Raw genomic sequence first — 13,766 nt, 5'->3', positions numbered from 1 at the left:
ACACGACAAAAATGCATTCATGTCGGATTCGATGATAGGTTTGTCCGATCCGAAGATTAACAGTTCATTGAATCCGCGCATCTTCGTGTCGCAAACGAAATGAGGTCTCCCATGAGATATTCCGGTCTTCGGGTCATCAAGGAAGCGCTGACGGGTCACAAGGGCTGGGGCCCCGCATGGCGAAACCCCGAACCGCAGGCGAGCTATGACTACATCATCATCGGTGGCGGCGGTCACGGGCTGGCCGCGGCCTATTACCTTGCCAAGGAATACGGCAAGAAGCGCATCGCCGTGCTGGAAAAAAGCTGGATCGGCAGCGGCAACGTCGGGCGCAACACCACCATCATCCGCTCGAACTACCTGCTGGACGGCAACGAGCCCTTCTATGAATATTCCATGCAGCTCTGGGAGAACCTCGAGCAGGAGCTGAATTACAACGCCATGGTCAGCCAGCGGGGGATCGTCAACCTGATCCACAGCGATCCCCAGCGCGACGCCTTCACCCGCCGCGGCAACGCCATGATCCTGAACGGGGCCGATGCGCGGCTGCTGAGCACCGCCGAAGTGCGGGAGATGTATCCGTTCCTCAATTTCAACGACGCACGCTTTCCGATCAAGGGTGGCCTGATGCAGCCGAGGGGCGGCACGGTGCGACATGACGCTGTGGCCTGGGGCTATGCGCGGGCGGCGGACCTGCTTGGCGTGGACATCATCCAGAACTGCGAGGTCACGGGCTTCCGCATCGAGAACGGCACCTGCAAGGGGGTCGAGACCACGCGTGGCTTCATCGGCGCGACCAAGGTTGCAAGCAGCGTCGCCGGCTCGTCCTCGCGCGTGATGGCGGCGGCGGGGATGCGCCTGCCGATCGAAAGCTGCGTGCTGCAGGCCTTCGTCACCGAGGGGCTGAAGCCGGTGCTGCCGGGGGTCATCACCTTCGGCGCCGGGCATTTCTACTGCAGCCAGTCCGACAAGGGCGGTCTCGTGTTCGGCGGCGACCCGGACGGTTACAACACCTATGCCCAGCGCGGCGGTCTGCCGGTGGTCGAGGACGTGATCGAAAGCGGCATGGCGCTGATTCCCGCGCTCGGGCGCGTGCGCGTCCTGCGCAACTGGGGCGGCCTCGTGGACATGAGCATGGACGGCTCTCCGATCATCGACAAGACCGATGTCGATGGGCTCTATTTCAACGGCGGCTGGTGCTACGGCGGCTTCAAGGCGACCCCGGCCGCGGGCGTCTGCCTTGCGCATCTGCTGGCCACCGACACCCCGCACAAACTGGCCCGGGCCTATCGTTTCGATCGTTTCCGCCGCGGATACATGATCGACGAAAAGGGCCAGGGCCCTTTCCCGAACCTGCACTGAGGAGTCACGGCGATGATCATCAATCACCCGCTGCTTGGGCCGCGTGACGCGCAGGAATTCACCTGCCTCGGCTCGGCATCCCTGATCGACCGGCCCGACTGGCAGGCCGATGACGCACAGGAGCAGTTCTATGAATACTGCTACCTGCGCGACAACCCGGCCGGCGAGCACCGGGAGCTCTGGTTCCACGAGGCCGGCGACCGCTCGTGGCTCGTGGTCACCCGCGACACGGTGACCCATGAAATATACAAAGTCGAACTGGCCAGTGACGTGGCGCGCGCACGGGGACGCAGCAAATGACGAATGAGATCCAGACAACCGCGAGCCCGGGCAAGCCACAGCCGAACCGTCTTTCCGGCGGCCAGGTCGAGCGGTCGCGCAAGCTGGCCTTCACCTTCGACGGCGCCCGCTACGAGGGGCACCCGGGCGATACGCTGGCCTCGGCGCTGCTTGCCAACAACGTGCGGCTCATGGGGCGTTCGTTCAAATACCACCGCCCGCGCGGGCTGCTGACATCGGGCAGTGCCGAGCCGAACGCGCTCGTGGAACTGCGCACCGGCGCGCGGCAGGAGCCGAACACCCGCGCCACCACGGCCGAACTGTTCGACGGGCTGGTCGCGAAAAGCCAGAACCGGTCTCCGTCGCTGCGGTTCGACCTGCTCGGGATCAACGACGTCTTTTCCAGCTTTTTCGGCGCCGGGTTCTATTACAAGACCTTCATGTGGCCCAAGAGCTTCTGGGAAAAGGTCTATGAGCCCATGATCCGCCGGGCGGCCGGGCTTGGCGCCATCTCCTTCGAGGAAGACCCGGACGTCTACGACAAGGGCTTCCTGCACTGTGACCTGCTGGTGATCGGTGCGGGCCCCTCGGGGCTTGCCGCCGCGCTCACCGCGGGGCGGACCGGGGCGCGGGTGATCGTCGCCGACGAGGATTTCATCTTCGGCGGGCGGCTCAACGGCGAAACCTTCAGCGTCGGTGGCAAATCCGGGGCCGACTGGGCAGCCGAAGCGGTGGCGGAGCTCGAATCGCTGCCCAACGTGCGCTGCATGCGCCGCACCTCGGTGAATGGCGCCTATGACCAGGGCGTCTACAGCGCGGTCGAGCGGGTCTCGGACCATGTGCTGGTGCCCGAGGCCGGCAAGCCGCGCCAGATCCTGTGGCGCATCTATTCGAAACGCGCCCTGCTCTGCGCCGGCGCCATCGAGCGGCCGATCGCCTTTGAAAACAACGATCGCCCCGGCATCATGCTGGCCAGCGCCATGCGCGATTTCGCCAACCGCTGGGCCGTGACCGCCGCGCCCAAGGTGGCGGTGTTCACCAACAACGACGACGGCCACCGCACCGCCGCCGACCTCATGGCCAAGGGCGTGAAGGTCGCCGCGGTGATCGACAGCCGCCCCGGCGCGCAGCGGGTCGCCGATTGCGAACTGCTGACCGGGGCGCAGGTGATCGACACATCGGGGCGCCACGGGCTTTCCTTCGTCAAGGTCCAGCTTGCCGATGGCGGCACCCGCACCATCGAATGCGGCGCGCTCGGCGTGGCGGGGGGGTGGAATCCGAACGTTCACCTGACCTGCCACCAGCGCGGACGCCCGGTCTGGAGCGACGAGATCGCGGCCTTCGTCCCGGCGCCGGATGCGATTCCCGGGCTCACGGTGACCGGCGCCGCCAATGGCGATTTCTCGACCGCCGCCGCTCTCAGGACCGGCAGCGAGGGGGCGCGGGCGGCGCTCGACGACCTCGGGATCACGGCACCCGCCTTCGATCTGCCCGAGGCCGAGGATGCGCCGCTCGACATCACGCCGCTCTGGTACGTGAAACACGGCAAGGGCCGGGCCTGGCTCGACCAGCAGAACGACGTGACCGTCAAGGACGTGAAGCTCGCCCATCAGGAAAATTTCCGCCCGGTCGAGCATCTCAAGCGCTACACGACGCTCGGCATGGCGACCGATCAGGGCAAGACCGCCAACGTGAGCGCGGTCGCGATCATGGCCGAACTGACCGGCCAGTCGATCTCCGAGACCGGCACCACCATGTTCCGCCCGCCCTACAGCCCGGTGCCCATGGGCACCTTCGGCGGGCGCGCGCGTGGCAAGGATTTCCACCCGATCCGCAAGACCCCGAGCCACAAATGGGCCGAAGAAAACGGTGGCGTCTTCGTCGAGACCGGCAACTGGCTGCGTACCCAGTGGTTCGCCCAGCCGGGTGAAACCCACTGGCGCGAAAGCGTGGACCGCGAAGTGCGCGCGGTGCGCGATTCGGTCGGGCTTTGCGATGTGACCACGCTCGGCAAGGTGGACATCCAGGGCACCGATGCCGCTGCGTTCCTCAACCTGATCTATGCGAACGGCTTCGCCAAGCTCGGCGTCGGCAAGGTCCGCTACGGGCTCATGCTGCGCGAGGACGGCATCGCCAAGGACGACGGCACCACCGCGCGCCTGTCCGAAAACCATTTCGTGATGACCACCACCACCGCCAACGCGGTGCCGGTCTATCGCCATATGGAGTTCGTGCGGCAGTGCCTGTTCCCCGACATGGACGTGCAGCTGATCTCGACCACCGAGGCCTGGGCGCAATATGCCGTGGCCGGGCCGAACAGCCGCAAGCTGCTGGAGAAGGTGGTCGATCCCGAATTCGACATCTCGAACGAGGGCTTCCCCTTCATGGCCTGCAGCGAGATCACCGTCTGCGGAGGTCTGCGGGCCCGGCTGTTCCGGATCTCCTTCTCGGGTGAGCTGGCGTTCGAGATCGCCGTGCCGACGCGCTATGGCGATGCCATGTGGCAGCGCCTCATGGCCGCGGGCGAGGAATTCGGCGTCGTTCCCTACGGCACCGAGGCGCTGGGCGTCATGCGTATCGAAAAGGGCCACGCCGCCGGGAACGAACTGAACGGCACCACCACGGCGCTGAACCTCGGCATGGGGCGGATGGTCTCCAAGAAGAAGGACAGCATCGGCTCGACCATGTCCGAACGCGAAGGCATGAACCTGCCCGATGCGCTGCGGCTGGTCGGCTTCAAGCCGGTGGACAGCAGCCAGAAGGTGACCGCAGGCGCGCATCTGATGAACCGCAGCGGGTCGGTCGATGCCGCCAACGATCAGGGTTACGTCACGTCGGCCTGCTATTCGCCGATCCTGAACAGCTCGATCGGGCTCGGGTTCCTCAAGGATGGCGCCAACCGCATGGGCGAGATCGTCCGCGTGGTAAGCCCGCTGACCAACCTCAGCATCGAGGCCGAGGTCGTCAATCCGGTATTCATCGACCCAGAGGGAGAACGTCTCCGTGCATGATCTTGAACCGATTACGGCCCTCTGGGGCACAGCCCCCCGGGTCGAGGAATTCCAGGGACTGACCATTTCGGAATGTCCCGACTGGGCGCTTGCCTCGCTGGCCGCGCGCCACGGACAGGAAGACGCCTGCGTGTCAGGCGCGGCCGGTTTCCTTGGCGCCGACCTTCCCGATGTCGCGAAAAGCGTGACCCAGGGGCGGCTCACCGCCTTCTGGACCGGTCCGCAGCAATGGATGATCGAGGCCCCGCACGACAGCCACGAGGATCTGGCGGCGCAACTGCTCGCGGCGGTCGGGGAAAGCGCATCGGTCACCGAACAGACCGACGGCTGGGTGCGTTTCGACCTTGAAGGACCGCGCTGCCACGACGTGCTGGAGCGGCTCTGCAATGCCGATACAAGGATGATGGAACAGGACCAGGTGACCCGCACCCAGCTTGCGGCGCTGGGAACTTTTCTCGTCTGCCGCGGCACGGACACGCATTTTAGTATAATTGCTCCACGATCTTCGGCAGGATCACTGCATGATTCGCTCGTTGCCGCGGCCCGAAGTGTAATCTGACGGGTCTTCTCCCCCTCGGCGCGAGCGATCGTTCGGAGCGCGGCCCCCCGGGTCGCGCTCCGTCATCTTTTCCGCCAGCCGGCACCCGCGGCGCGTTCTCCGCTCATGTCGAGGGGATCGAGCGGTTGTTGCGCACCCGGAACATGTTGATCGTTTCGCGGTCTTCCTTCGGACTGAGGCCAAAGGCGTCATGGTAATGCCGCAGCATCGGCGCCGCCGTCGCATAGCCGACCGCATTGGCGATCTCGGTCATGCTGTCCCGTGAATAAAGCACGAGCTGCCGCGCGGCGTTCATCCGCAGCGAGCGGTAATAATGCGACGGGCTTTGCCCGGTGGCCTGCTTGAAGCTGCGTTCAAGCTGGCGCGAAGAGACCCCGATCAGGTCGGCCACATCGCTGACGGCAAGCGGATCCTCGATGTGGTCGGCAAAGATCTCGGCCGCGCGCGCCACCACGGTCGGGAGCATGTCGGCGGTGCTCGGGCCATGGGCGGTCGGGATCTTCTGGCGCACGCCCAGCCCGCGCACCAGCGGATGCTGGAACCAGCAGGCAACCTCTGTGGTCACGTCGTTGCCGAGCTTTTCCTCGATCAGGTGCAGCATGAGGTCAAAGGCCGCCGCCGCACCGGACACGGTGTAACGCTGCCGGTCGATGCGAATCACATCGTCGGTGGTGCGGTGATCGGGAAATTCGGCGGCGAATGCGGCCTCGTAGCACCAGTGCACGCTGCATTCATGCCCGGCCAGCAGGCCCGAACGCGCCAGCGGGAACACGCCGCCGCTGATGCCGCCCATGCGCACCCCGTGGCGGGCAAATCGCCGCAGGAGCCCGTCGGACGCCTTCGGATCGTCGAAACGCGACCGCGGACTGCTGAGCAGGAACAGGTAATCGAGCCCCTCCGCCTCGGCCAGCGCAAGGTCGGGATCGAACCCGACTTCGGCGCTCGACCGCACCCGGTCGCCCCGCTCGGAAATCAGATGCCAGCCGAAGGCCGGGCGCCCGGCGATCTCGTTCGCGGCGCGCAGCGGCTCGATCGCCGAGGTCAGGCAGGCCATGGGAAACCCCGGAAAGATGAGGAATCCCAATGTTGTTGATTTCTCAGGCCCGGTCATGGATTATTCCTCACGTGAAATTTTCATGGGGGGATGCCTGCTGCCTCCGGCAGGGTGTTTTCCTTTTGTTGTCGTTCTTATCGGATATAATTCAGCGTCGGAGCAATATCGCATGGCGAAACCTGAGAAACGCAGCCCCCGTGCCGGTCGCAAGGGGTTGCAGCAGGATCCGCACAAGGTCGCGAGCATTCGGGAAAACGTGCTTGAGGTCGCCATCGGCAAGGAGGTCCGCGCTCACCGCCGCCAGCAGAAGATGACGGTCTTTGCCCTGGCCGAAGCCACCGGGCTTTCGATCGGGATGCTGTCCAAGATCGAGAACGGCAACACCTCGCCCTCGCTCAGCACGCTTCAGGCCCTGTCCCATGCGCTGAGCGTGCCCATGACCGCCTTTCTGCGCGGATACGAGGAAACCCGCACCGCGGTTCTGACAAAGGCCGGTGAAGGCGTGCAGACCGAGCGGCGCGGCGCCCGCGCCGGGCATCAGTACAATCTGCTTGGCCATATCGGCTCCAATTCGAGCGGGGTGGTGGTCGAACCCTATCTCATCACCCTGACCGAGATCTCGGACACCTTCCCCACGTTCCAGCATGACGGGATCGAAACCATCTACGTTCTGGAAGGCAAGGTCGGTTACCGTCACGGCAACGACATCTATGTGCTGGAACCCGGCGACACGCTGTTCTTTGATGCCGATGCCCCGCACGGGCCCGAGCAACTGATCGAACTGCCGACGCGCTATCTCTCGATCATCGCCTATGCGCAGGCGGGCTGACCCGCCCCGAAAACCCGTATCCCGGTATCACCCTCCCGCATATCTCCCTTCGGTTGTGCGGCGCGCCCGGCGCTCAGCCAGTGATATTGCTGCAGGCGCATAATCCTCTGATGAAAATTTTATTCTTGTCAGTTGAACTGAAAAATAGGAATTGCTAGCTATAGATTCGACCGTTCTCAGAAAGGATCAAAGCGATGTGTGGGATCGTTGGACTATTCCTGAAAGACAAATCGCTCGAGCCACGCTTGGGCGAGCTTCTGACTGAAATGCTGATCACGATGACGGAGCGGGGGCCTGACAGCGCCGGCCTCGCCATCTACCGCAGCGGGCAGAGCGATACTGCCAAAGTGACCGTTCAGTCCCCGAATGCGGAGGCGGATTTCGCCAACCTCGACACCGACCTCGGCAAGGAGATCGGCGCAGAGGTCAAGATGGAGCGCAACTACACTCATGCGCTGCTGACGCTGCCGACCGCCAAGCTGGACGAAGCGCGCGAGGCTCTCGCCCGCATCCGCCCCGACGCAACCGTCATGGGCACCGGTGAAAGCATGGAAATCTACAAGGAAGTCGGCCTGCCCAAGGACGTGGCCGAGAGCTTCCACATTTCCCAGATGAGCGGCAGCCACGGCATCGGGCACACCCGCATGGCGACCGAATCGAACGTGACCACCAACGGTGCTCACCCCTACTCGACCGGGACCGATCAGTGCCTCGTGCACAACGGTTCGCTCTCCAACCACAACATGTGGCGCCGTCGCCTTGCCCGCGAAGGTATCCAGACCGTCTCGCAGAACGACACCGAAGTCGGCGCGGCCTACATCTCGTGGAAGCTGCAGAATGGTGCCTCCCTCAAGGAAGCGCTGGAAAGCTCGGTCGAGGACATCGACGGCTTCTTCAACTTCGTGGTCGGCACCAAGGACGGCTTTGGCGTCGTGCGTGACCACATCGCCACCAAGCCGGCGATCATGGCAGAAACCGACCAGTATGTCGCCTTCGCCAGTGAGTACCGCGCCTTCGCCGACCTCCCGGGCATCGAAAATGCCAAGATCTGGGAGCCCGAACCCGCCACTGCCTACTTCTGGAGCCATTAAGATGCAGACAATCGACCTTCAGACCGAAAGCATTCGCGACTTGAATCAGAAACTGCACGATCAGATCGGGCAGACCAACCAGACCCAGTGGGAAATTCTCAACCCCCGCGGTCAGCACGCGATCGCTTGCGGTATCGACGGGCCGTTGGATGTGACCATCAAGGGATCGACCGGGTATTACACCGCCAGCATGAACAAGGAGGCCACCGTCCGGATCGAAGGTTCGGCCGGCCCCGGCCTCGCGCAGAACATGATGTCGGGCACGGTGATCGTCGAGGGTGACGCCAGCCAGAACGCTGGCGCCACCGCTCATGGCGGGCTGCTGGTGATCAAGGGCAACGCAAGCGCCCGCGTCGGCATTTCGATGAAAGGCGTCGATATCGTCGTTCATGGCGATATCGGGCACATGTCCGGTTTCATGGCCCAGAGCGGCAACGTCGTCGTTCTCGGCGATGCCGGCGACGCACTCGGCGACAGCTGCTACGAGGCGCGTTTCTTCGTGCGCGGCAAGGTTGCAGGGCTTGGTGCCGACTGCATCGAGAAGGAGATGCGCCCGGAGCATATCGAATTCCTCAAGGAGATCCTTGAGCGCTCCGGCGCCGATGCGAAGCCCGAAGAGTTCAAGCGCTACGGCTCTGCCCGCCAGCTCTACAACTTCGACATCGACAACGCTTACTAAGGGATAGCTGACATGCTGGACAAAGACTCCAAGCAGCACGGAAATCCGCATACGCAGCCGATTTTCTCTGCCACCTACCATCCGCATGCGCTGGACGAGATCCGCCGTGCGGCACAAACCGGGATTTACGACATCCGTGGTCGCGGCGCGAACCGTTACGTGCCCAACTTCGACGACCTGCTTCTGCTGGGCGCGTCGATCTCGCGCTATCCGCTGGAAGGCTACCGCGAGAAATGCGGCACCGATGTCGTCATCGGCACCCGGTTTGCCAAGAACCCGCTGCATCTCGACATCCCGATCACCATCGCGGGGATGAGCTTCGGTTCGCTCTCGGGCCGGGCCAAGGAAGCCCTGGGCCGCGGCGCCAACGCCGCCGGCACCTCGACCACCACCGGCGACGGCGGCATGACGCCGGAAGAGCGTGAATCCTCCAACAAGCTCGTGGTCCAGATCCTGCCCTCGCGCTACGGGGTGAACCCCGACGACCTGCGCAAGGCGGACGCCATCGAGATCGTGGTCGGCCAGGGCGCCAAGCCCGGCGGCGGCGGCATGCTGCTCGGCCAGAAGATTTCGGACCGTGTGGCCAAGATGCGCAACCTGCCCAAGGGGATCGACCAGCGTTCGTCCTGCCGTCACCCCGACTGGACCGGGCCGGATGATCTTGAAATCAAGATCCTCGAAGTGCGCGAGATCACCGACTGGAAAGTGCCGATCTACGTCAAGATCGCCGGCACCCGCCCCTATTTCGACGTCAAGCTTGCCGTCAAGGCCGGCGCCGACGCGATCGTGCTGGACGGGATGCAGGGCGGCACCGCCGCCACCCAGGACGTGTTCATCGAACATGTGGGGCTCCCGCTGCTTGGCTGTATCCGCCAGGCGGTGCGCGCGCTGCAGGAGATGGACATGCACCGCAAGGTGCAGCTGATCGTCTCGGGCGGCATCCGCAACGGCGCGGACGTGGCCAAGGCGATGGCCATGGGTGCCGACGCCGTCGCGATCGGAACCGCGGCGCTGGTCGCGCTCGGCGATAACGACCCCAAGTGGGAAGAAGAGTATCGCAAGCTCGGCGTGACCGCCGGTGCCTATGACGACTGGCAGGAAGGGAAGGATCCGGCCGGGATCACCACCCAGACGCCCGAGCTCTTCGAGCGGTTCGACCCGGTTGAAGGTGGGCGCCGTCTGCGCAACTACCTGAACGTTCTGACCCTCGAGGCCCAGACCGTGGCGCGCGCCTGCGGCAAGAACCACCTCCACAACCTCGAGCCCGAGGATCTGGTGGCGCTGACCATGGAGGCCGCTGCAATGGCCCAGGTCCCGATCGCGGGCACCGACTGGTGGCCCGGCAAGGGCTACGGCAACTTCTGATCCGACATCGAGGCGCGGTATCTTTCGGGATGCCGCGCCTTCTTCTTGATGCTACACAACGGCCAACCGCTCAAGGTTGGACCACACAGGGAGCTAAAATCAGGTCATGGCAAACGATAATCTTGCCCAGGAATCGCAGATCGACCTCATGGAGTGGGGGAAGGATCGCGGTATCAAGTATTTCATGGTCAACTTCACCGACATCAAGGGCGTCCAGCGCACCAAGCTGGTGCCGATCCGCGCCATTGACCGGGTGCAGGAAAACGGTGCCGGTTTCGCCGCATTCGCCGCGGACTTCGACTATCTGCCGGCCGAGCCGGACATGATGGTGATGCCCGACGCCGATCAGGTGATCCAGATTCCGTGGCAGCGCGACGTGGCATGGGTGCCCGGCAACCCGGTCATCCGCGGCGAATACACGATGCAGGCCCCGCGCAACGTGCTGCGCAAGCAGATGAAGGACGCGGCCGAACTTGGCCTCTACTTCAAGATCGGCGTGGAGCCCGAGTTCCAGTTCCTGACCCCGGACGGCCGGGCGCTGGCGGACAGCTACGACACGCTTTCCAAGCCCTGCTACGATCAGCAGTCGATGATGCGCAACATGCACGTCATCCGCGAAGCCAGCGCCTACATGCACGAGATGGGCTGGGGCGGCTACCAGAACGACCACGAGGACGGCAACGGCCAGTGGGAGATGAACTGGGACTTCGACGACGTCCTGAAGATGTCCGACCAGCTCAGCTTCTTCAAGTTCATGATCCGCACCATCGCCGAAAAGCACGGCATGCGCGTCACCTTCATGCCCAAGCCGCTCGGCCCGCTTACGGGGAATGGTCTGCACATCCATATCTCCGCCTGGGACGGCGAGGGCAAGGATGCCAAGACCAACCTGTTCCGCGACGACAGCCACAGCCACGGGCTCTCGCCTCTGGGGCTGAACTTCCTCGGCGGCATCATCAGGCACGGCAGCGGGACGACAGTGATCAGTTGCCCCACGGTCAACAGCTACAAGCGCGTCGGCAGTGTCGCCACGGCTTCGGGGGCAAGCTGGGCACCGTCCAAGGTGACATGGTCGGGCGACAACCGCACCCATCTGATGCGGGTCCCCGGTGGCGGCCGGATGGAGAACCGTCTGCCCGACGGTTCGGTCAACCCCTATCTCCTGCCGGCGATCAACATGGCGGCCGGAATCCTCGGCGTCCGCTCCAAGGCCGATCCGGGCAAGCCGCTTGATGACATCGACATGCATCACGAAGGCCACAAGATCACCGACGCGCCCAAACTGCCCGAGAACCTTCTGGACGCGCTGCGTGCCTACGAGGCCGACACGGATCTGGTCGCGCAGATGAGCGAAGAGTTCACCTCTGCCTTCTGCAACAAGAAGCGGGCGGAGTGGCTGCAGTATTGTGCCGAACTGAGCGATTGGGAGCGCGCGAACACGCTGGATTGCTGATCCGGCCCGTGCCCGACACGAGACAGCGAAAGGCCCGCGGATGACCGCGGGCCTTTTGACATGAGCGGGGCCCCGTTTCGGAGGAACGCCGCAGTTCCGGGCAACCGGCAGGCGCAAAGGCGAGCCTGCACGGATTTTCCAGCAGAACGCCCGGCGAAATATGGCTGGCGACGGACCGGACCTCCCCCGACGAAAGGCGGCGCCGTGACGCGGGAACAGGACAATGCCGGCGAGTGACCGGCACATCGGAACCACGCCGCAGCCCGGCGGCGCATCAGTTCATCTGGAACTGGATCCTGTAGGTGCCGTCCTGGAACGGGCCGAAGATCTCGGGGATGTCGGGGTGGTCCACGGGTTCTCCCGAATAGTCCTCGATCAGGTTCTGTTCCGACACATAGGCCACGTAAAAGCTCTGCTCGTTTTCGGCGAGAAGATGATAATAGGGCTGCTGCTTGTCGGGGCGGATGTCTTCGGGGATTGCCTCATACCATTCCTCGGTATTGGCGAACTCCGGATCGACATCGAAAATCACACCCCGAAACGGATGCTTGCGATGCCGCACCACCTGGCCGAGGCGATATTTCGCTTGTTTTTCCAACATGTCATTTCTGCTATTAGCTGCGCCGCAGCAGGGTTTCAAGCAGCGCCCGGTGCTTCTTGAATGGATGTTGCAGCATTATCGTAAAATTTGTCCGCGCCCGGCGGGGTTGCGCCGGAGGGTCGCAGCATTTTGATTTCCCCAATGCCGAAGATCGTGTATGGTTGACCAAAAAAGGCACGAGGCAGATGAGCAGATTTATATGGGCGACAGCCTTGGCTGTTCTGCTCGCGTCCTGCGGGGCGCGGTACCAGCCACCCCACAACATGGATGATGCCTGCAGCATCGCGACCGAGCGACCCAAATACATGCGGGCCTTCAAGGCGGCCGAGCGCAAATGGGGCGTTCCGGTGCATGTGCAGATGGCGACCATCTATCATGAAAGCAGCTTCCGCGGAAACGCGCGCACACCGTTCCGTTATGTGCTCGGCATTCTTCCCGTCGGCCGCCAGAGCAGCGCCTATGGATACAGTCAGGCGCTTGACGGCACATGGGACGATTACCGCGCAGCGACGGGCAAACGCCGGGCCCGGCGCGACCGCATGGACGATGCGGCGGATTTCATCGGCTGGTACATGACCAAGTCGCGCGACCGCAACGGCATTGCGCTGACCGATGCGCGCAACCAGTATCTGGCCTATCACGAGGGGCATTCCGGCTATGCCCGCGGCAGCCACAATGCCAAGAGCTGGCTCCTGCGCACGTCGGGCAATGTCGAAAGCCGATCCGCCATGTATGCCCGCCAACTGGCAAGCTGCTCGCGCTGATCCCCGCCCGCCCTGCCGGTGCAGGGCGCGGCGCCGCCGGCTGGTGATACGCGCGCTGACGAATCCGCCTGGGTCCGCGGCCTCAGCGGCCGCGGCTGCCCCGGGTCACGGTCGGAGCCGAGAACAGGTTCGGGCTGAGCGTCATTCCGGTTTCCAGACCACCCAGGATCACGGTCGTCGCGCTCCCCGAGCTGTCATTCACCACCCATTTGCGCAGTTCCACCGGATTGCCGGTAAAGCTCAGCACGATGTTTCCGTAATCTGGATGTTCGGGATCCTGCGCCGTGACGACGGTGCTGGTCCCGTCATAACTGTGGCCGACCACCATGTTGGCCTGCCCGAGGTTCACATTGCGCGCGAGGATGATCGACAGCGGCGTGCGGCTCAGCGGATAGCTTTCGGGCGGCTGGTTGGATTTCGGATCCTGCACCACCACCGTGCCGCCGCCGGCCATCACCACCGCATTGTCGGGCGGGTCATATTGAAAGCGCATCCGCCCCGGCCGGTGCAGGTAAAGCTTTCCGGTGACGAGACTGCCGTCATCATTCACCTGGGTAAAGGGCGCCTGCGCCGTATTGATTCCGTTCAGATAGGACGAAATCTCGTCCAGCGTGAGCTTTCCTTCGGCCATGGCGGTCGAAGCAGCGAGAATCAGGGCCGCTGTGGCCAGTGCAATCCGTTTCATGCGCCAGAAGATAGGGGCAGGCCGCGCGCAGGGG

The 13,766-nt window shown here is 63.9% G+C and carries 13 protein-coding genes; 10 read left to right on the top strand and 3 right to left on the bottom strand.

What is annotated here, in order from left to right; genetic code table 11:
• The first annotated feature begins 111 nt into the window (after positions 1-111).
• Genes B0B01_RS08220 through B0B01_RS08205 form a run of 4 tightly spaced genes read left to right on the top strand, consistent with a single transcriptional unit; the run spans position 112 to position 5,211 of the window.
• Positions 112-1,362 (top strand): sarcosine oxidase subunit beta family protein, encoded by a 1,251-nt coding sequence (locus tag B0B01_RS08220; protein ID WP_076649403.1) that lies wholly within the window; start codon positions 112-114, stop codon positions 1,360-1,362.
• Positions 1,363-1,374: 12 nt separating this feature from the next.
• A complete protein-coding gene (locus tag B0B01_RS08215; protein WP_076649401.1) occupies positions 1,375-1,662 on the top strand; it encodes a sarcosine oxidase subunit delta in 288 nt (95 codons plus the stop codon).
• Positions 1,659-4,652 (top strand): sarcosine oxidase subunit alpha family protein, encoded by a 2,994-nt coding sequence (locus B0B01_RS08210; RefSeq protein WP_076649399.1) that lies wholly within the window; start codon positions 1,659-1,661, stop codon positions 4,650-4,652. Before B0B01_RS08215 ends, B0B01_RS08210 begins: the two co-directional genes overlap by 4 nt.
• On the top strand, positions 4,645-5,211 hold the full coding sequence (locus B0B01_RS08205) for a sarcosine oxidase subunit gamma (RefSeq protein WP_076649397.1): 567 nt from the start codon (positions 4,645-4,647) through the stop codon (positions 5,209-5,211). The genes B0B01_RS08210 and B0B01_RS08205 overlap by 8 nt, the downstream gene beginning before the upstream one ends.
• Before the next feature lie 103 nt (positions 5,212-5,314).
• Here B0B01_RS08205 and B0B01_RS08200 read toward each other — a convergent pair whose 3' ends face one another.
• Positions 5,315-6,322, bottom strand: coding sequence for a GlxA family transcriptional regulator (locus B0B01_RS08200; protein ID WP_076649395.1), 1,008 nt, complete (start codon positions 6,320-6,322; stop codon positions 5,315-5,317).
• Between the two features lie 112 nt (positions 6,323-6,434).
• Here B0B01_RS08200 and B0B01_RS08195 point away from each other — a divergent pair, with 112 nt between their 5' ends.
• The 5 genes from B0B01_RS08195 (at position 6,435) to glnT (ending at position 11,682) form a co-directional block, all read left to right on the top strand.
• Positions 6,435-7,094 (top strand): helix-turn-helix domain-containing protein, encoded by a 660-nt coding sequence (locus tag B0B01_RS08195; RefSeq protein WP_076649393.1) that lies wholly within the window; start codon positions 6,435-6,437, stop codon positions 7,092-7,094.
• Between the two features lie 194 nt (positions 7,095-7,288).
• Positions 7,289-8,185, top strand: a complete 897-nt coding sequence (locus tag B0B01_RS08190; protein WP_076649391.1) for a class II glutamine amidotransferase — start codon at positions 7,289-7,291, stop codon at positions 8,183-8,185.
• 1 nt (position 8,186) lies between these two features.
• Positions 8,187-8,864 carry a GltB/FmdC/FwdC-like GXGXG domain-containing protein gene (locus tag B0B01_RS08185; RefSeq protein ID WP_076649389.1) on the top strand — a complete coding sequence of 226 codons (678 nt, stop codon included), beginning with the start codon at positions 8,187-8,189 and terminating at the stop codon, positions 8,862-8,864.
• 12 nt (positions 8,865-8,876) lie between these two features.
• The gene (locus tag B0B01_RS08180; protein WP_076649387.1) at positions 8,877-10,229 is read left to right on the top strand and encodes an FMN-binding glutamate synthase family protein; all 1,353 of its coding nucleotides are present in this window, start codon (positions 8,877-8,879) and stop codon (positions 10,227-10,229) included.
• Positions 10,230-10,335: 106 nt separating this feature from the next.
• The gene (gene glnT / locus B0B01_RS08175) at positions 10,336-11,682 is read left to right on the top strand and encodes a type III glutamate--ammonia ligase (RefSeq protein ID WP_076649385.1); all 1,347 of its coding nucleotides are present in this window, start codon (positions 10,336-10,338) and stop codon (positions 11,680-11,682) included.
• Positions 11,683-11,956: 274 nt separating this feature from the next.
• Here glnT and hspQ read toward each other — a convergent pair whose 3' ends face one another.
• Complete coding sequence (gene hspQ, locus B0B01_RS08170) at positions 11,957-12,283, bottom strand: heat shock protein HspQ (RefSeq protein ID WP_076649383.1); 327 nt, start codon at positions 12,281-12,283, stop codon at positions 11,957-11,959.
• Between the two features lie 185 nt (positions 12,284-12,468).
• Between hspQ and B0B01_RS08165 the strand changes: the two genes are divergently transcribed.
• Positions 12,469-13,047, top strand: coding sequence for a transglycosylase SLT domain-containing protein (locus B0B01_RS08165; protein ID WP_076649381.1), 579 nt, complete (start codon positions 12,469-12,471; stop codon positions 13,045-13,047).
• Positions 13,048-13,129: 82 nt separating this feature from the next.
• Here the strand turns inward: B0B01_RS08165 and B0B01_RS08160 are convergent, their stop codons facing one another.
• Positions 13,130-13,732, bottom strand: coding sequence for a LolA family protein (locus tag B0B01_RS08160; protein WP_076649379.1), 603 nt, complete (start codon positions 13,730-13,732; stop codon positions 13,130-13,132).
• Positions 13,733-13,766 lie beyond the last annotated feature (34 nt).

The organism is Pontibaca methylaminivorans (genome assembly GCF_900156525.1).
Taxonomy (GTDB): Bacteria; Pseudomonadota; Alphaproteobacteria; order Rhodobacterales; family Rhodobacteraceae; genus Pontibaca; species Pontibaca methylaminivorans.
The sequence above is the reverse complement of the archived record's forward strand: the minus strand, read 5'-3'. Positions and strand labels throughout refer to the sequence as shown.

Coding starts and splice junctions, on each gene's coding strand:
- B0B01_RS08220 (WP_076649403.1), top strand. CDS start 112: ATGAGATATTCCGGTCTTCGGGTCATCAAGGAAGCGCTGACGGGTCAC.
- B0B01_RS08215 (WP_076649401.1), top strand. CDS start 1,375: ATGATCATCAATCACCCGCTGCTTGGGCCGCGTGACGCGCAGGAATTC.
- B0B01_RS08210 (WP_076649399.1), top strand. CDS start 1,659: ATGACGAATGAGATCCAGACAACCGCGAGCCCGGGCAAGCCACAGCCG.
- B0B01_RS08200 (WP_076649395.1), bottom strand. CDS start 6,322: ATGACCGGGCCTGAGAAATCAACAACATTGGGATTCCTCATCTTTCCG.
- B0B01_RS08195 (WP_076649393.1), top strand. CDS start 6,435: ATGGCGAAACCTGAGAAACGCAGCCCCCGTGCCGGTCGCAAGGGGTTG.
- B0B01_RS08190 (WP_076649391.1), top strand. CDS start 7,289: ATGTGTGGGATCGTTGGACTATTCCTGAAAGACAAATCGCTCGAGCCA.
- B0B01_RS08185 (WP_076649389.1), top strand. CDS start 8,187: ATGCAGACAATCGACCTTCAGACCGAAAGCATTCGCGACTTGAATCAG.
- B0B01_RS08180 (WP_076649387.1), top strand. CDS start 8,877: ATGCTGGACAAAGACTCCAAGCAGCACGGAAATCCGCATACGCAGCCG.
- glnT (WP_076649385.1), top strand. CDS start 10,336: ATGGCAAACGATAATCTTGCCCAGGAATCGCAGATCGACCTCATGGAG.
- hspQ (WP_076649383.1), bottom strand. CDS start 12,283: ATGTTGGAAAAACAAGCGAAATATCGCCTCGGCCAGGTGGTGCGGCAT.
- B0B01_RS08165 (WP_076649381.1), top strand. CDS start 12,469: ATGAGCAGATTTATATGGGCGACAGCCTTGGCTGTTCTGCTCGCGTCC.
- B0B01_RS08160 (WP_076649379.1), bottom strand. CDS start 13,732: ATGAAACGGATTGCACTGGCCACAGCGGCCCTGATTCTCGCTGCTTCG.